Raw genomic sequence first — 16,660 nt, forward strand, 5'->3', positions numbered from 1 at the left:
TCCTCCACGGGCAGGCAGGCGGAACACAGTCGCTGGGTGATTCACGTTTCTTCACGAGGAATGCGTTGCGGTGCGTCGAAGCCAGGAGAGGATTGGGAGCCCATGGACTCACCAGCGCGCTTCATCATCTTCGCGGTCCTCACGAGCCTCATCACCGTGGGGGTCCACATCTACCTGTATCGGCGCCTGTTCGCGGACACGTCGGAGGACCGCTGGTGGCGGCGGGTGGGCATGGGGGTGATGACGGTGCTGGGCACGCTGCTGGTGCTGTCCTGGTCCGTGACGCGCTTCCTGCCGTTGGACGCGACCTTCGCCGTGGCCACGGCGGTGTGGATGTGGATGGGCGCGGCGATATACCTGTTGTTCGCGCTGTGGGGCATTGGCGGCGCGAGGGCGCTGTCGCGGCGGTGGGGACGACGGGCCGCCGTGGCGCGGGCCGATGACGTGGGCCTCGTCACGTCGCTGGCGGGCGCGGGCGCCTCCGTGGCGATGACGGAGGTCGCCGATGGCCCTGGCGACGTGAGCCTGTCCGGTGGAAGTGCGCGCGAGGCGCCGGAAGTGAACGTGGAGCGGCGGCGATTCCTGGCGCGAGCCACGGCGGGAGGCGCGCTGCTCGCGTCGGGGAGCCTGACGAGCTACGGGATGTGGAGCGCGTTCCATCCGCCGGTGGTGAATGAAGTGGCGGTGCGGTTGCCGGGGCTGCCCAAGGCGATGGATGGCTTCAGCATCGTGCACTTGAGCGACATCCACGTGGGGCCGGTCATCCAGCGCAAGTTCATGGATGAGCTGGTGGCGCGGTGCAATGCATTGCGCCCGGACCTGGTGGCCATCACGGGAGACCTGGTGGATGGCAAGGTCGCGTCATTGGGGCCCTCGGTGGCGGCGCTGCGGGAGCTGCGCTCCGGGCACGGGACGTACTTCGTGACGGGGAACCACGAGTACTACTGGGACCATGCGGCGTGGGCGGGAGCGTTGGAGGGGATGGGGGTGCAGGTGCTGCGCAACCGGCATGTGCGGATTGGAGACGCGGGGGCCTCGTTCGACCTGGTGGGCGTGGATGACTGGTCGGCGGGGCACACGGGGGCGAAGCAGGGCTACGATTTGACGGCGGCGGTGGCGGGGCGGGAGCCGGAGCGCGCGGCGGTGTTGCTGGCGCACCAGCCATCGAACTGGCGCGTGGCGGCGCGGGCGGGGATGGGCTTGCAGCTCTCCGGTCACACGCATGGGGGACAGTTCTTCCCGTTCACGCTCGCGGTGTCCGCCATCTGGGAGCACGACGCGGGACACTTCGAGGAGGGCGGCAAGCACCTCTACGTCAGCCGGGGCACGGGCTTCTGGGGGCCACCCCTGCGCGTGGGAGCGCCTCCGGAAATCGTCAAGGTGACGCTGCTGGCGGCGTGAAGGCAGCCGAGCCGGAAGCCCGCGCGTCGAGAGTTCCTCCGTCCAGCGAACGAACCCGAGCCTGGCGGCGGGCCTGGGGTATGGTTTTCCGCGCCATGAGCAAGGAACCGGCGAAGAGAGAGCTCAAGCAGGAACGCTCGGCACGCACGCGCGTGGACATCCTCGAAGCCGCCATCACCCTGTTCGCGAAGCGGGGCTTCCTGGCGACGACGATGGCGGACCTGGCGCGCGCCATCCGGATGACCCCCGGCGCGCTGTACTGGCACTTCCCCACGAAGGAGGACCTGCTCCTCGCGGCGATTGATGAACTGCACCAGCGCTACCAGACCGCCTTCGTGGACCTCATCAACGAGTACCGCACCCTGTCCGCACGCGAGCAACTCCAGGCCTTCACCCGCCGCACCCACCACTTCCTGGGCGCGAATCGCGAGTACGGCATCTTCTTCGGCATGCTCGCGGCCGAGGCGGCGGACTCGAACGAGCGGGTGGCCGAGGCCATCCGCGAGAAGCTGGGCCTGTACGCCAAGGTGCTGGGAGGCATCCTCCGCCACGGCCAGAAGACCGGCGAGTTCCGTCAGGACATCGACACCGAGCAGGCCGCCCACGGCGTCTTTGGCGGATACCTGGGCGCCCTGATGTACCAGAACCTCTTCCGCGCCACGCTCGGCTATGACCCGCTCGCCAACGCGCTGGACCTCCTGCTGACGGACGGCACCCTCGCGCGCACCAAGCCGTAGCGCCCGGCGCGAGCCCCACCAGCATGTCGAACCTCTTCGTGTTCGCCACGCCGCTGAGGGTGGCCCGCGGCACCGGCCCCTCGCAGGCGAGCGAATCGCTGACCGCGGCCAGCAGCAGACAAGGGGGCTTTCGCCTCTCGTGGACGCCAGCCCGCGGTGTGGCGGCGGGTCCTCGACGGGCGCGGAGAGCAGTCCGTGTAACATGCGGGTGACAGCCCCCCTGGGGCCCCTTCCTGAAATCCCGTGGCCGGGCCGGTCCCTCCGACGGGGAAGCGGGCTGGCGGCCCTGGGAGGACGTGTCGGGTTCCCAGGTTTTGTAGAGTGGGAGAACCGATGACCCCGCACACCCTGACCAGCCCCGTCACCCGCTTCCTCGACGGCCACCTACGACGCGATGCGCAGGCGCGGGAGTTGTCGGTGGCGCGCTTCATGGCGGGCCTGTCGGGCGCCTCGGTGCTGGTGGCCGCCGCGCTGGGGCCCTCGATTGGCTGGGGCCTGACGCAGGCCCTGATGGGGTTGTCCGCCGTCCTGGCCCTCTACTACACGGCGCTGTGGCGCGTGCTGCGCTCGGGCGCGTTCCACCCGGCGATTCCGTGGCTCAACGTGGCGATTGAGGTCAGCATCCCCGCGGTGGTTCTGGCGTTCGACTTGCGCTTCCAGGGGCCCATCTACGCGCTCACCGCGCCCACGCTGGTCATCTGGCCCACGCTGATTACGCTCGCGACGTTGCGCAGCAACCCCCGGCTGGCACTGGCGGCGGGCATCCTCGTGGCGGCCGAGTACCTGGGCATCTACTTCCTCTTCGTCCAGCCGCTCTTGCCGGAGTCAGCGCTCATCACGCTGACGCCGCGCTTCATCGCCACTCGGGCGTTCTTCTTCGTGGCCGCGGGCGTCTTCACGGCGACGCTGGCGCGGCACTTCCTCCAGCTCACGCGCGGGGCGCTGTCCGCGCTGCGCGAGCAGGAGGTCATGGGCAAGTACGTGCTGCACGAGCGCGTGGGCGCGGGCGGCATGGCGGAGGTGTACAGGGCCACGTACTGCCCGGAGGGTGGCTTCCAGAAGCAGGTGGCCCTCAAGCGAATCCTCCCCTCGTTCGCGGACGACGACGAGTTCGTCACCATGTTCCGCCGGGAGGCGGAGCTGTGCTCGTCGCTCAACCACCCCAACATCGTCCAGGTGTTCGACCTGGGGCGGCATGGCGGCACGTACTTCCTCGCGATGGAGTTCGTGGACGGGATGCCGCTCAGCACGCTGATGCGGGGCCTGGCTCGCAAGCCGCTGCCGGTGGCGGCGGTGACGTTCCTGGGCGCGGAGCTGGCATCGGCGCTCGACTACCTGCATCGGCGCACGGGCCCGGATGGGCAGCCGCTGCGACTGGTCCACCGGGACCTCAACCCGCCCAACGTGCTGGTGTCGCGCTTCGGCGACGTGAAGCTGTCGGACTTCGGGATTGCGCGGGACTCGGCGCGCTCGCAGCTCACCGCCGCGGGCAGTGTGCGCGGCAAGCTGGGCTACATGGCGCCCGAGCAGGCGGCGGGCCGTCCGTTCGATGGGCGCGCGGACCTCTTCGCGCTGGGGCTGACGCTGCACGAGGCCCTCACGGGGCGACGCGCGCTGCAGGGCTCCACGCAGGAGGCGCTGCTGCGCGCGACGTTGGACCAGGAGCTGGCGCCGCCCTCGCACTTCAACCCGGAGGTGTCGCCGGCGCTGGACGCGGCGGTGATGGGGTTGCTCGAGAAGCGGCCGGAGCAGCGCACCGCCAGCGGCGCGCTCTTGCGACAGCAACTGCTCGCGGTGGATGGCGAAGGCGCGCCGTATCCTCGAGGCCAGGCGCTGCTCGCGAACGCGCTGCGCGAGGCCCACGCGCGCAACCAGCAGGACAAGGCGGACAAGGTCGGAGAGGCCTCGGGACAGGCGCCTCCCCGGGCCCCCGCCACCGCTCGCCCGGCCTGACGCGAGCCCCATTCAAAACCCCTGCACCCGTGACGCCTTCGCGCTAATCAGGGCGCGCACGCCTCACCGGGAGCGACACACCATGGACGTGGCCGTCCTCACCTTTGCCGACCTGCCGGAGCTGGACGCCTACGATGCTCCCCTGCTCCCCGCGCTCAAGGCGCTCGGACTGGATGCGCGGCCCGTCGTGTGGGACGACCCGACGGTGGACTTCCGCACCGTGCGCCTGGCCGTCGTGCGCACCACCTGGGACAGCCACCTGCGCCGCGACACCTTCGTCGCCTGGGCCCAGAAAGTGGGCCGCCTCACCAAGCTCCACAACCCCGCCGACGTGCTGCGCTGGAACACGCACAAGTTCTACCTGCGCGAGCTGGAGGCCAGGGGCATCCCCGTGACGCCCACCGTCTGGGTGGAGCGCGGTGGCACCCTGGACGTCGGAGCGCTCATGAAGTCGCGCGGCTGGGACACCGTCGTCCTCAAGCCCGCCGTGTCCGCGGGCGCGCTCAAGACGCACATCCTCCCGCGCTCGGAAGCCGCCACCGCCACCGCGCTCGTCACGGAGCTGGCCGCCGCGTGCGAGCTGATGGTGCAGCCCTACCTCACCGCCTTCGAGACGGAAGGCGAGCGCAGCTACATCTCCTTCGACGGCGCCTTCAGCCACGCGGTGCGCCGTCCTCCCACGCTCAAGTCCGCGCCTCGAGGCTTCGCGCAGCCCTCCGTCTTCTCACCCGACAACCGCGAGGAAATCCGGCTGGCGGAGCGCGTGCTGGAGGCCATGGGCGCGCCACTGCTCTACGCGCGCGTGGACCTGGCCACGGACAACGAGGGCATCACGCGCCTGCAGGAAGTGGAAGTCACCGAGCCCTCCCTCTTCCTGTCCCTGGACCCCGAGGCCTCGGGCCGACTGGCCCGCGCCATCGCAGCCAGGCTCTGAGGCCGTGAAGCCCTAGAGCGCGCACACCCGCGTGTCCGTGTTGCGGAACACGCACAGCAGCTTCGGCAGGCGCTTCTTCCAGAAGAACCAGTCGTGCTGCCCGCTCGGCTCATGGACGTAGGCCACGTCGTAGCCCCGGCTCCTCAGCGCCGCGAGGAACTGGATGTTGGACTGACAGTCGTCGGAGCCCTGCTCTCCGTCGTCCGTGCAGCCCGTCGCGGGCGAGCCATGGTCCACGTAGAAGCGCACCGGCACCACCGGCTCCTGCCCCGCGCGCACCACCATGGCGTTGCCGTCGTCCCGGTCCACCTCGCCGTCGTGCGGCCAGAACAGCGTCCCCGACTGCGTGCCCACGAAGCCGAACCTCTCCGGGAACTGGAAGCCCGCGTACACGGAGATGAGCCCGCCCAGCGACGCGCCGAAGATGCCCGTGTCCCGCGGCCCCGTCTTCACCCGGAAGCCCGCCTCCACGCGCGGCATCAGGTCATCCTTCAGGAAGGCCAGGTACTCGTCACCCTTGGGCGCGGGCCAGCCCGGCGCGCGCGCGGGCGGGAAGGTGTACTGCGCCAGCCGCACGTCCTGGGTGGGCAGCGCCACGAAGACGAGCACCGCCGCGTCCTGGGGCCGCGCCTTGTAGTGCGCGTCCGCCGCGTCCACGAAGGACTCGCGGGTGATGCTCTCGTTGCCGTCGTGCACGTACATCACCGGCAGCGTCGGGCACTCCGGGCCGTCGTACGAAGGCGGCATGTAGACGTACACGTCGCGCGCATCGCCGAGCACCGTGGCGTGCACGCCGTACCAGGCGGTGAGCCGCCCCTTCGTCGCGTCCTGCGCGTCCGGATACACGAGCGAATTGAACTGGCCCACCGCGTTGCGGTTGAGGCGGTCCCACACCACGTTCTTCGCGCGGGGGTCCTCGAAGAAGCTCCCAGCCTTCACCAGCTTGTAGGGGTGTGGCCCCGTGCGTGGGATGTCCACCTCCGCGACGAACAGGTCCGTGTCGCGCACCTGCGCGAGCTGCGTGGCGGTGGGCGACCATTCGTTGAAGTCGCCGGCCACGTACGTGTCGCGCGCGGCATCACCCCGGACGAAGAAGACCACCCGCTGCCGGCCTGAGCTCGCGTCGCTCACCAGCGGCGTGCCGCCCTGCGCCGCCACGTCCGCGACGAACTGGTCGATGGCCGCGGTGCGGACCTCGGGCGAGGTGGCCCGGCTCATCGCGAGTTGCAAGCCCACCCACAGGGAGATGGGGGCGCCGCGCACGACGGACGAGCGCTGACAGGCCCAGCTCTCCGGTCCCGAGCCGCCATCCGGTGAGACGCCCCCATCCGGGTACGACTGGGTGAAGGGCGGGGGCCGCACGTACACCGAGCCCTCGGAGTCATCACACGCGGACAGCAGCGTCGCGCACAGCAGGACGGCGGACAGACGGCGCATCAAGGTCTCCAACGGCTGGAGGGAACCGACCTACGGCTGGGGCTTGGTGGCGGTGGCGGTCCCCGGCACCGTGAACTCGCGGCCCCACAGCCGGACCTTCGCGGCCTTGTCCGCCTCGCCATCGAAGAAGACGCTCGCCTTCACCTTCACCGAGGGCGGCACCTTGATGGAGTCCGCCGCCTGTCCCGGAGAGCGCGCCTGGAGCGACGTGGCGAAGCCATCCTTGTCCAGGAGCTGCGCGCCTCCTCCCTCCTGGAGTCCGAGCAGGTGCAGCGGCTCGGCCGTCTTGTTCGTCACGGCCAGCACCACCTCCACCCCTCCTCCACTGGACGCCTTCACCTCCAGCACGGACAGCTCCGTGTTGGCGTGGACCTCGTCGGCCGCGGACAGCGTGCGCGAGCCATCCGTGCTCACCGCGCCCTTGCGGCCTTCCTTCAGGCCCTCCACCACGCCACTGCTGGCGCCCTTGGCCACTTCCACCGTCTTGCCCACCACCGCGGCCGTGACGTCCTTCGCGGTTTCGCCCTGGCAGGCGGGGACGAGGAGCAACAACGGAGCGAGCAGCAGGCGGCGCATGGGACCTCCAGACGAATGTGGGCGCGGGTGTACTACAGGCCCCCGCCTGGGCGCGAGAGGGGCCTCCCCCGCCTGGCTTCCGACCATTCGTGGACACCTGGACGCACCTTCTCGCGCCCGGCGGGCTCCGAAGAGGTTATGAGTCACCCATGGCTCGCGCTCTGCTGCTCTCGCTGCTGGTGAGGCAGCACATGGCTCTGAAGGAAAAGTTTCGCGCCAAGTACCCACACCCCTGGTTGGTGTGGGAGGCGGGCGCGTGGAACGTCCCCGAGACGACGGAGGGGAACGTGGGTGCCACCCGCCTGCCCTTGACGGACCTGCGGGACTGTCTGCCCGCCGGGGACGCCATGTGCTTCGAGTTGGTGGCCCTGGCGGAGCGAGGCCCCATGCGGTTGGGCCGCGCCTCGAACAACGCCTTGGTCGTCAACGACGCCACGGTGTCGAGGGAGCAGCTCATCCTCACGCCCCGGCCCCACGCGGGCTGGCATGTGGCGAAGGTGGCGGATGCCCGGCCGGTGAAGCTGGATGGCCAGGAGCTCACCGAGGACGGCGCGGAGCTGAGCCCCGGCGCGAAGCTGGAGGTGGGCGACGTGCGCTTCACCTTCCACGACGCGGACGGCTTCGACGAGCGCATCTCCCGCATCGCCGCGCAGGTCCTGGCGCAGACGGCCGCCTCGCGCTGAGGCGGGAAGGCCCGACGCTCCCACGAGCAGCGCGGCGAGATTGCCCTTCACGCAACGAAGGAGCGGCGCTCGCCACGAGCAGCCTGCCCGTCCCGAAGGAGTCCTCGCTCTCGGCGGGGCTGCCTGCTCCTACCGTGAAGCCGGGTCAGCGCTCGCCGCGCGAGTGCCCCTGCGAGGCGCGGGAGCGTTCCGGGTGCCCTTCTTCGCGCTCGTCTTCGCGGTGAGGGACTTGGCCAGCGGCACCTCCAGCTCGGCGTGGGCATCCAGCCGCACCGAGCGCTCCGACGACACGTAGCCCGCCAGCTCCACCTTGAGGGTCAGCGGCACCTCGCGGCGCGGCAGCTCACGCACCAGCGGGGTGATGCCCAGCACCTCGCCCGTGTCCGAGCGCACCACCTGCGCGCCCTCCGGGAAGGAGTGCACGGTGAGCCTGACGGCGGGATGAACGAGCTCAAGCGGCAACGGCTCCGCCCGGGCCTCGGCCTCGCGCTGAGGCGCCACGACGGACACTGGCGCGCGCGCGAGGAGGGACTCGTCCACAGAGACCACCGAGCCCTTCGAGTTCGTCGAGCGCATCCCGGTCCACAGCAGCGCTCCCGTCAGCAGCGCCAGCACGCCACCGCCCGCGGCCATCACCGCGCGACGACGCGTCGCTCCCGCGATGGCGGCCATCCGCCGCGTGGGCCGCTCCGACGCCTCCAGCGCCGCCACGGCCTCCGGCGACGAGGGCGCCTGGACGGGCATCAGCAACAGCCCCGTCGTCACCTCCGCGAGCGTCTGGGGCCGCGCCTCCGGCTCCTTCGCCAGGCAGCGCATCACCAGGTCCGCGAGCTGCGGCGGCAGCGGCTCGCCGGAAGGCAGGTGCGAGGGCAGCGGCGGCGGCGGCTGGGTGATGATCTGCACCACCAGCTGACCGAAGGCCTCCGCCTGGAACGGCGGATGCCCGCAGAGCATCTCGTAGAAGATGTTGCCCACCGCGTAGATGTCCGAGCGCGCGTCCACCGAGAGGCCCGCGGCCTGCTCTGGAGACATGTACGCCGGCGTGCCGATGATGGTGCCGTCCAACGTGCCGGTGGGAGCCCCCTCGGAGGACAGGTGCTTGGCCACGCCGAAGTCCAGCACCTTCACGAAGTCCGGCTGGCCCGCGCGCTGGGTGAGGAAGAGGTTGTCCGGTTTGATATCCCGGTGCACCACGCCCACGTGGTGGGCCGCGCCCAGCGCCGCGCAGACCTGCACGGCGATGCGCTGGATGCGCGCGAGCGACAGCGGCTCCTGCTTCAGGAGCGCGCCCAGCCCATGGCCGCGCAAGAGCTCCATGACGCAGTAGACATGGCCACCCTCGCCCTCGTCCACGAAGTCGAAGATCTCCACGATGTGCTCGTGGTTGATTTGATTCACGGTGCGGGCTTCCTGGAAGAAGCGCTGCACGAAGCCGCCGTCCCGCGCGTGCTCCGGCTTCAGCACCTTCAGGGCCACCTGCCGCCCCAGCCGCGCGTGACGCGCCTGGAACACCCGCCCCATGGAGCCTTCACCCAGGTACGTCTCGAGCTGGTAGCTGCCCAGCACCGAGCCCTCCCGCAACTCCACGCCCATCCGGGGCTCGCCACTCATGGAGCCTCCACGACCGGACAGCAGGGTCTGCGCGAAGAGGTCATCGTTGCCCATGGTGTGAAGAACTCTCCATGCCCGGGCCCAACGGCAACCCACACCGGCCCCTCTGTCTTCCACGCAACGTCCGCGCCGTTGCCTCCGCCAGAGGTCCTCGAGGACCCCTCACTCCAGCCGGAGGCCCCGAGCCCGCACGCACGCCTCCACGCTCCGTCCGCCGTCCACCCACGGACGGGCGTGCCCACCTGTCGCCGGTGCCGTTGCGTCAGGGAGTCCCCGAGCGAAGCTGGCACCGACCCTCCACGCAGGCCTGCTCGGCGGTGCAGGCAACGCCGCAGGCGCCGCAGTTCAACGGGTCCGACCCCCGGTCGATGCCCTCGTCGATCTGCCCATCGCAGTCGTCGTCCACGTTGTTGCACTTCTCCTCGGGCTCCGGGAGGCAGCAGTACTTGGGCCCGTCGTTGGGGAGCGACGTGCACACGTACCCCTCCCCGCCGCAGTCGGCCTCCACCTCACAGGTGTAGGGAGAGTCCTTGGGGAAATCCACCGCGCAGCCCGCCACGCCGGACACCAGCAGCAGGGCGGCGAAGGCTCGCAACCAGCAATTGAAGGTCTTCATGGGTCAGAAGCTCCCGCCAACGACGACATGGACCGCGGTGGCCGCGCCCGCGCTGACCGTGCCCGTGGGCGCCGGCGCCTCACTGCGCGAGGGCACCACCAGCAACCACGTCACGCTGCCCGCCGTCACCGCGCCACCGCCGACGAGCAGCGCCGTGGCCAGATTGGCCTGCGACTGCGCGTCCAGCCGCTCCTTGCGCGTCACGTCGATCATCCCGTCTCCATCCGCGTCGGTCGCCCGGGACGCCACGTCCTTGGCGCTCTTGCCCATCATCGCGCCCACGCCCACCGCCACCAGGCCCACCACCGCCGTGTAGAGCGCCGGCCGCTTGTAGATGGGCGTACCCCCGGAGCCCTTCGCCGCCTTCCGGGCCACCGCGTCCTCCGGGCCTTCCGGCGCCGGGCCGGAGATCTCCATCCGGACCTCCACCTGCTCGCGCCCACCGGGCTTGAGCGTCAGCGTCTTGGTGAAGGGCGCGTATTCCTCCGCGGACACCTCCAACTGCGCGGTGCCCGGCGGCAGGCGCGCCTCCACGCTGCCCACGCCGAGGATGCGCTCGCCCACCTTCACCACCGCGGTGGGGACGTTGACGCTCACCTTCAGCACCGCGCGCGGACGGGCCAGCGCCATCATCCGGCTGCCCAGCTTGCTGGCCGCTTCCTTCTGGAACGCCGCGTCCTTCGGGTTGCGCCCCGACACCACGTCCTCGTGCACCACGTTGCGGTCGCGGTCATACGTCCACGCGCGCAGCGTCCAGCCCGCGTCCTCCAGCGACAGCCGCGCCGTGGTGAGCAGGTCCGCCTCCAGCGCCTCCGCCGGCTCCGCCAGACACGCGGCCTGCGTGCAGCGCAGCGTCGCGTCGTAGCGGTTCTCCAGCCGCTCGCGCACGTCGCGGGGGCTGCCGCCGAAGGCCACCATGCCGGAGGACACCGCGCCCTTCGCCAGCTCTCGCAGCCAGACCGAGGCCTGCTGCGCGCCCGCGCGCTCCGGTGTGTCCAGGCCCACGAGGATGAAGCGCGGTGTCAGCGACACGCCCTCGTCCTCGGGTCTCAGGTCCAACCCCATGCCCGGCTGCTCCGGGGACTGCTGGGTGGACGAATCGGAGCTGAGGTCCAGCCCCAGGCCCTGCTCCTGGGCCCGCGCGGGACGGGCCAGCAGCACGAGCGCCAGCATGGCGACAGGCAGAACGGCGGGAATGCGCATGCTGTCGTTCTACTCCTTTGCCATTCCCAACGGAATGATCGCTCGTGTTCCAGACACCGGAGGTCGGCATGTGGGTGTCAACCCTGTGCGACATGGCCGCCTGCCCTGCGCACGGAGGGGAAGCGGCTCGGGGCTGGAAGCTTGCCGGGTGTCGCGGGGGTCCTCATCTCCCATCGTAAGGAGGCGTGACACATGGCGGACGCAAAGCTCTGGATTCTTGTGGGGAACGCGAGCCGGGCAAGGCTCTTCGCGACGGACGCGAAGGCGGAGAAGGACTGGAGTCTGGTCGAGGAGTTCCACCACGAGGAGAGCCGCTCCAAGAGCGAGCTGCTGCGCGACCAGCCAGACAACCCCAACGCCGGCACCCTGCATGGCCCGCCGGGTGAGAACGAGCCCAACGGCCGCCGGGAGCTGGAGCATGAGCGCTTCGCCCGGGAGCTGTCCGGCGTCCTGGACAAGGGGCATGACAGCCACGCCTTCGACAAGCTCGTCATCGCCGCGCCGCCCGAATTCCTCGGCAGGCTGCGCAAGGCGCTGAGCACCCGGGTGCGGCAGCGCGTGCTGCTCGACGTGGGCTCGGACTACTCCACCGTGCCCGCCCGCGATTTGCCTGAGCGCGTCCCCCTCCTCTAGCGTGGCCTTTTCCGGAATTTCCGGAAGCAGCGGTCCGGGCGTCAGCGGTGGGGCGGGCGCCCGGGCCCCGCGCGGATGCGCGCGGCGCGAGGAGCATGAATGGCGGTGGTGAAGGCGGTCCTGCTGGACCTGGGCAACGTCCTCGTCTTCCACGACAACGCGTTGCTCTTCTCCAGACTGGGAGCGTGTGCCCGGATGCAGGCGCACGAAGTCTCGCAGCGGCTGATGGGCGCCGGGTGGACCGCGGCCAACAAGGGCCTGCTGGACGCGGAGGGCATCCGCCGCAGCGTGTGCGGAGCGCTCCAGGTGGAGCTGCCCATGGCGGAGTTCGCGCCCCTGTGGAGCAGCCACTTCACCACCCACGACGCGGTGCTGCCCCGGGTGGAGTCCCTCGTCGGGAAGGTGAAGCTGGTGCTGGTGTCCAACACCAACGCGCTGCACGCGGCCTACCTGCGACCCCGGCTGCCGCTGCTCCAGCGCTTCGACGCGCTGGTGATGAGCTGCGAGGTGGGCAGCGTCAAGCCGGAGCCGGACATCTACCGAATCGCCCTGGAGCGCGCGGGCTGCGCGCCCGAAGAGGCCGCCTTCTTCGACGACCTGCCGGAGTTCGTGGACGCGGCCGACGCGCTGGGCATGCGCGGGCAGGTGTTCACCACCGCCGCCGCCTTCGACGCGCAGCTCGAGGCGCTGGGTCTATGAGGCTCGGCGGCTACGTCCTGCACCGCGACAACCAGGACACGTTGGCGCCCTGCCTGCGCGACCTGCTGGCCCTCTGTGACGAAGTGGTGGCGATGGACTCCGGCTCCACGGATGGCTCGGCCCAGTTGGCTCGCTCGCTGGGCGCGCGCTCGCTGTCACACTCCTGGCGGGGCTACGGCGCCGCGCGCGTGGCCGCGGTGAACGCGCTGGCGCCGTGCGACTACGTCTTCTACCTGGACTCGGACGAGTCGCTGGAGCCCGGCGCGCTGGACACGCTGCGCGCGTGGAAGGGCTCCTCGCCCGACGCGGACGTCTACCGGCTGCCCCGGCGCGACTGGGCGGAGATGGAGGGCCGCCGCTTCCTCTTCCGCACCCAGTGGCGCGCGCGGCTGGTGCGGCGGGAGAAGGCCGTGTGGCACGCGCGGCACATCGTCCACGAGGCCCTGCCGAAGATGCGGGGCGGGCGCGTGCAGGCGCCCATCGACCACCGCTTCGCCACCTCGGTGGCGCGCCGCTGCGCCAAGGAGGAACGCTACGCGCTGCTGTGGGCCCTGCGCGCCCACTTCGAGCGGCGTGGGCTCAAGCCCGTGGTCCTCCAGCGCCTGGCCGCGTGGGTGCGGGACGGCGTGCTCAACGGCGCCGTCTTCCGGGGCGGAGCGGACGCCTCCCGGCTGGCGTGGGGCGTGGCCGGCTACCACTCCATCAAGTACGCGTACCTGCGCGAGCTGCGCCAGGGCCGCTACTCGGAGCTGGCGCGCATCTATTCAGAGGAACGCTACGACGAGCTGTTCGCCCGCGTGCGCGAGGGCCGGCTGGACTGAAGGCCACGGCCCCGAGGCTCACTCGTACTTCGCCACGGGCGGCTCGTGCAGCCCCGCCTCCGCCCACTTCTGGTACGCGGGCTGGGACAGGAGCGTGTCGCGGTACGCGGCGCTCACCGGCTCCAGCGCCACGTCGTAGGTGATGAAGCGCGTGGCCACCGGCGTGAAGAAGGCATCCGCGATGCTGAACTGGCCGAAGAGGAATGGCCCGCCCTGTCCGAAGCGCGCGCGGCAGTCGGTCCACAAGGCCTGGATGCGAGCGATGTCCTCGGCGACGCCGGGCACCCGGCCCTGTCCCGGCCGGCGCGCGCGCAGGTTCATCCCCATGTGCTCGCGCAGCCTGGTGAAGCTGGAGTGCATCTCCGCCGTCACCGAGCGCGCCACCGCGCGGGCCATGCGCTCCTGGGGCCACAGGTGGGCCTCCGGAAACGTCTCCGCCAGGTACTCGCAGATGGCCAGCGAGTCCCAGATGGACAGGTCGCCATGCTTGAGCAACGGCAGGCGTCCGCTGGGCGAGTGCCGGGCGATGAGCTCGCGCGTCTCCGGGGTGTCCAGGGGGATGACCACCTCCTGGAACGGCTGCCCCGTGTGGGCCAGCGCCAGATACGGCCGAAGCGACCAAGAGGAGTAGTTCTTCGAGGCAACGACGAGGGTGAGCGGGGACATGGCGCGCACGGTAGCGCTCCATGCGGCGGGATGCCCGTGCTTCAGTGCGCCGGGGTGTTGCGGCTCAAGAGCGAGCGCACGCGGGACAACCACGGCTGGCGACGACGGTGCTCCGGCGGGTCGATGCGGTACACCGCCACTGGCAGGCGGATGTTCTTCATCTCGCCCCGGCCCAGCCGCACCGGCGGGGACTCGAGCTGGCCCTCCACCTGTCGCGCCACCGTCTCGCTGACGTAGAGCGTGCCGGGCCTCGCCAGCGCTTCGATGCGCGCGGCCAGGTTGACGCCCTCACCGAACACGTCGCCATCGCGGTGCACGACGACGCCCAGGTGCACGCCCACGCGCATGACGACGCGGCGCTCGGCGGCCACCAGTCCGTTGTGCACCTTGAGGGCCTGCTGAAGCTCCAGCCCGAAGTCCACGGCGGCAAGGCCACCCTCGAACTCCAAGAGGAAGCCATCCTCCAGGCGCTTCACCTCGCGGCCACCGTGACGCGGCAACAGCTCGCGGACCAGCACGGCGTGCTCGTCGCGCACCACCTGCTGGAGCGCTTCGTCACGCCAGGACTGATGCCCCACGGCCTCGATGCCCGTGAACAGGATGGCCGACAGTTTCCCCGGCTCGGGTTCCTCCACCACCATCGCTCATCTCCCCTCCCCCCGATGCCAATTGTCCGAAACGTTACTCCAGGACGAGGTCCCCGGTCCCAGCCGAGCCCCCCGTCACGGCTGGGACCGGGCCCCGGATGACTCCTCGCCCTGGGAGGGCGCGGCCATGCATTTCATGAATTCCTTGGCCCTTCACGGGATGAGCTCAACGGCCGCTCGCTCTCTGTCTTGCTGCGTCAGAGCCCGTGGAGGGAAAGGATGACGAGTGAACCATCCTGCTCGACTTCATCAGGATAATTCATCACTGACGCGGCGCGCAAACCTCCCAGGAGGTCGGACACCGGGGTGTCTGACCCCCAACGTGGGGAGTCGGGCGGGAGTCCTGCTCAGGACAAGTGAGGGGTGGGCCTCACAGGTCGTCGCAGGGGGTCCCCAGGCGCGCGCCGGTGTAGATGCCCAGCTCGTTGTAGATGAGCGACAGGTTCTCCGAGACGGGCACCTGGCGCAGCTTGCGGCGGGCCTTCTTCTCCACCCAGACGGAGGGCAGCTCGCGGTCCAGCAGCAACTGGAGGTCGCCCTTCTTCGTGGAGAAAATCTCTCCCTTGGAGTCGGAGACGACGTTGAGCATCTGCTGCGGCTTGAGCCGTCCGCGCGGGCCGATGAAGACCCGGAAGCTCTTCTGCTCGGCTTCGGACCGGCCCCGCTCCACCAGGAAGTAGACGCCCTTCGTGTCGCGCAGCAGGGCGTACGGCTCATACTTCATGGGGCTGGGGTGGTAGGCCGCCTTGCGCAGCAGCTCGCGTGCGGGCTCCGTCGCCATCAACGTGAAGGGCGTCTCGCGCTGGCCACAGCGCACCGAGCAGGTGCCCGCCGCCGCGTCCACCTTGACGACGGAGTACGCGCGCGCGTCGACGCCGCTCCCGTCGAAGGACAGCTCCGGGTTCCAGAAGCGCGGCTCGAAGAAGGAGCCGGAGGAGAGCCGGACGACGTTGGGGGCGATGGGCACCTCGACGAAGGTCGCGCCGTCTCCGTAGAAGAGCTGGCGCTGCGCGCTCTCGAAGACCTCCGTCGAGGAGACGTAATGCCCCTTGCCGTCGGTGCAGACGGCGGTGCGCTCCAGGAGGATGCGCTTGCGCAGCGAGTCCTCGCGCCCCCAGGGGGGCTCGTGGGCGAGGACGGTGGAGGAGGACAGCGTCAGGAGCAGCGCGAGGCGACGGGCCAGCAGGTTCATGGGAGCGAGCCTCACAGGTGGTCCAGGAAGAAGTCGGCGTAGGAGGCGGTGTCCATGCCGCCGGTGGCGGGGGCGATGGTCCACTGGAGCGTTCCGTTCTCAACCTTGCCGCCGTAGCTGGTGCCGTTGCGGCACTCCATGCGTTGCAGCGCGCGCTTCACCGTCTTGCGAGCCTCCTCCGAGTCCCGGCACAGGTTCTGGAGGGCCTCCAGCGGTCCGGCGCAGTACGCGCCGATGGGGTGCTCGCGCAGCTCCTTGTCGGAGACGGTGTCCCAGGCCACCTGGACCGGGAAGGACGTGCCGCACTTCTCGTGGGTCTCCTTCACCCGCCTGGCGAGGTCGCGCTCCTCGGAGGCGGCCCAGAACGCCTTGTCGAAGGCAGCGGCGCGCTCGAGCGTGCCGTCCGCGAGCTGCCGCTGGTACAGCTCCACCACGTCATCGACGTCCACCTTCTTGGAGCGCTCCTCGCTGCCGTAGAGGGTGACGGGGTCTTCCTTGTCGAAGCGGTTGAGGGTGTTCCTCCCGTTCGACTTCTTGGACGGGGCCAGACGCACCAGGCGCAGGCGCTTGCCGCGCCAGTCCGTCCAGTAGGAGTTGTCGTCGCTGACGCTGTGGAGGGCGACCTTGCCGTCCAGGTCATCCCCCGGGGCGTGGAACTGGACCAGGGCCTTGCGGGAGCCCGAGGGCAGCAGCGGGACGATGGTGATGACGTCTCCGCCCTCGGACGTGAAGACCGACGCCTGTCCTTCCGGCTTGGGGGCTTCCCCCGTGGGGCGCGCGTTTCGCGAACAGCCGAGCGCGACGACCACGACACTCAACGCCAACAAGACTCTCAAGCAACTCCCCTTGGG

The 16,660-nt window shown here is 70.4% G+C and carries 17 protein-coding genes; 8 read left to right on the forward strand and 9 right to left on the reverse strand.

Going from position 1 to position 16,660, the window contains the following annotated elements; genetic code table 11:
* Positions 1-102 precede the first annotated feature (102 nt).
* From G4D83_RS03705 to G4D83_RS03720, 4 genes are all read left to right on the forward strand, one after another.
* Complete coding sequence (locus G4D83_RS03705; protein ID WP_163862903.1) at positions 103-1,401, forward strand: metallophosphoesterase; 1,299 nt, start codon at positions 103-105, stop codon at positions 1,399-1,401.
* A 95-nt stretch (positions 1,402-1,496) separates the two neighbouring features.
* Positions 1,497-2,138 (forward strand): TetR/AcrR family transcriptional regulator, encoded by a 642-nt coding sequence (locus tag G4D83_RS03710; protein WP_163862905.1) that lies wholly within the window; start codon positions 1,497-1,499, stop codon positions 2,136-2,138.
* A 333-nt stretch (positions 2,139-2,471) separates the two neighbouring features.
* Complete coding sequence (locus tag G4D83_RS03715) at positions 2,472-4,091, forward strand: serine/threonine-protein kinase (protein ID WP_163862907.1); 1,620 nt, start codon at positions 2,472-2,474, stop codon at positions 4,089-4,091.
* An 82-nt stretch (positions 4,092-4,173) separates the two neighbouring features.
* Complete coding sequence (locus G4D83_RS03720) at positions 4,174-5,025, forward strand: ATP-grasp domain-containing protein (protein WP_163862909.1); 852 nt, start codon at positions 4,174-4,176, stop codon at positions 5,023-5,025.
* 12 nt (positions 5,026-5,037) lie between these two features.
* Here the strand turns inward: G4D83_RS03720 and G4D83_RS03725 are convergent, their stop codons facing one another.
* Positions 5,038-6,462, reverse strand: a complete 1,425-nt coding sequence (locus G4D83_RS03725; RefSeq protein ID WP_163862911.1) for an alpha/beta hydrolase — start codon at positions 6,460-6,462, stop codon at positions 5,038-5,040.
* Positions 6,463-6,492: 30 nt separating this feature from the next.
* The gene (locus G4D83_RS03730) at positions 6,493-7,038 is read right to left on the reverse strand and encodes a hypothetical protein (protein WP_163862913.1); all 546 of its coding nucleotides are present in this window, start codon (positions 7,036-7,038) and stop codon (positions 6,493-6,495) included.
* Between the two features lie 149 nt (positions 7,039-7,187).
* On the opposite strand from G4D83_RS03730, the gene G4D83_RS03735 reads away from it, so the two are divergent.
* Entirely contained in the window at positions 7,188-7,721 is a 534-nt protein-coding gene (locus tag G4D83_RS03735; RefSeq protein WP_163862915.1) for an FHA domain-containing protein, read from the forward strand.
* Between the two features lie 129 nt (positions 7,722-7,850).
* Here the strand turns inward: G4D83_RS03735 and G4D83_RS03740 are convergent, their stop codons facing one another.
* From G4D83_RS03740 to G4D83_RS03750, 3 genes are all read right to left on the reverse strand, one after another.
* Complete coding sequence (locus G4D83_RS03740) at positions 7,851-9,386, reverse strand: serine/threonine-protein kinase (RefSeq protein ID WP_163862917.1); 1,536 nt, start codon at positions 9,384-9,386, stop codon at positions 7,851-7,853.
* 208 nt (positions 9,387-9,594) lie between these two features.
* Positions 9,595-9,948, reverse strand: a complete 354-nt coding sequence (locus G4D83_RS03745) for a hypothetical protein (RefSeq protein ID WP_163862918.1) — start codon at positions 9,946-9,948, stop codon at positions 9,595-9,597.
* 3 nt (positions 9,949-9,951) lie between these two features.
* Positions 9,952-11,151 carry a PEGA domain-containing protein gene (locus G4D83_RS03750; RefSeq protein ID WP_163862920.1) on the reverse strand — a complete coding sequence of 400 codons (1,200 nt, stop codon included), beginning with the start codon at positions 11,149-11,151 and terminating at the stop codon, positions 9,952-9,954.
* Positions 11,152-11,343: 192 nt separating this feature from the next.
* Here G4D83_RS03750 and G4D83_RS03755 point away from each other — a divergent pair, with 192 nt between their 5' ends.
* From G4D83_RS03755 to G4D83_RS03765, 3 genes are all read left to right on the forward strand, one after another.
* On the forward strand, positions 11,344-11,784 hold the full coding sequence (locus G4D83_RS03755) for a host attachment protein (RefSeq protein ID WP_163862922.1): 441 nt from the start codon (positions 11,344-11,346) through the stop codon (positions 11,782-11,784).
* A 99-nt stretch (positions 11,785-11,883) separates the two neighbouring features.
* The gene (locus tag G4D83_RS03760; RefSeq protein WP_163862924.1) at positions 11,884-12,483 is read left to right on the forward strand and encodes an HAD family hydrolase; all 600 of its coding nucleotides are present in this window, start codon (positions 11,884-11,886) and stop codon (positions 12,481-12,483) included.
* Complete coding sequence (locus G4D83_RS03765) at positions 12,480-13,304, forward strand: glycosyltransferase family 2 protein (RefSeq protein ID WP_163862926.1); 825 nt, start codon at positions 12,480-12,482, stop codon at positions 13,302-13,304. Before G4D83_RS03760 ends, G4D83_RS03765 begins: the two co-directional genes overlap by 4 nt.
* An 18-nt stretch (positions 13,305-13,322) precedes the next feature.
* Here the strand turns inward: G4D83_RS03765 and G4D83_RS03770 are convergent, their stop codons facing one another.
* From G4D83_RS03770 to G4D83_RS03785, 4 genes are all read right to left on the reverse strand, one after another.
* Positions 13,323-13,970, reverse strand: a complete 648-nt coding sequence (locus tag G4D83_RS03770; RefSeq protein ID WP_163863811.1) for a glutathione S-transferase family protein — start codon at positions 13,968-13,970, stop codon at positions 13,323-13,325.
* Between the two features lie 41 nt (positions 13,971-14,011).
* Entirely contained in the window at positions 14,012-14,611 is a 600-nt protein-coding gene (locus tag G4D83_RS03775) for an adenylate/guanylate cyclase domain-containing protein (protein WP_163862928.1), read from the reverse strand.
* A gap of 376 nt (positions 14,612-14,987) precedes the next feature.
* Complete coding sequence (locus G4D83_RS03780; RefSeq protein WP_163862930.1) at positions 14,988-15,809, reverse strand: hypothetical protein; 822 nt, start codon at positions 15,807-15,809, stop codon at positions 14,988-14,990.
* Between the two features lie 11 nt (positions 15,810-15,820).
* Complete coding sequence (locus G4D83_RS03785) at positions 15,821-16,645, reverse strand: hypothetical protein (protein WP_163862932.1); 825 nt, start codon at positions 16,643-16,645, stop codon at positions 15,821-15,823.
* Positions 16,646-16,660: the final 15 nt, after the last annotated feature.

This window comes from Myxococcus eversor, assembly GCF_010894455.1.
Lineage (GTDB): Bacteria > Myxococcota > Myxococcia > Myxococcales > Myxococcaceae > Myxococcus > Myxococcus eversor.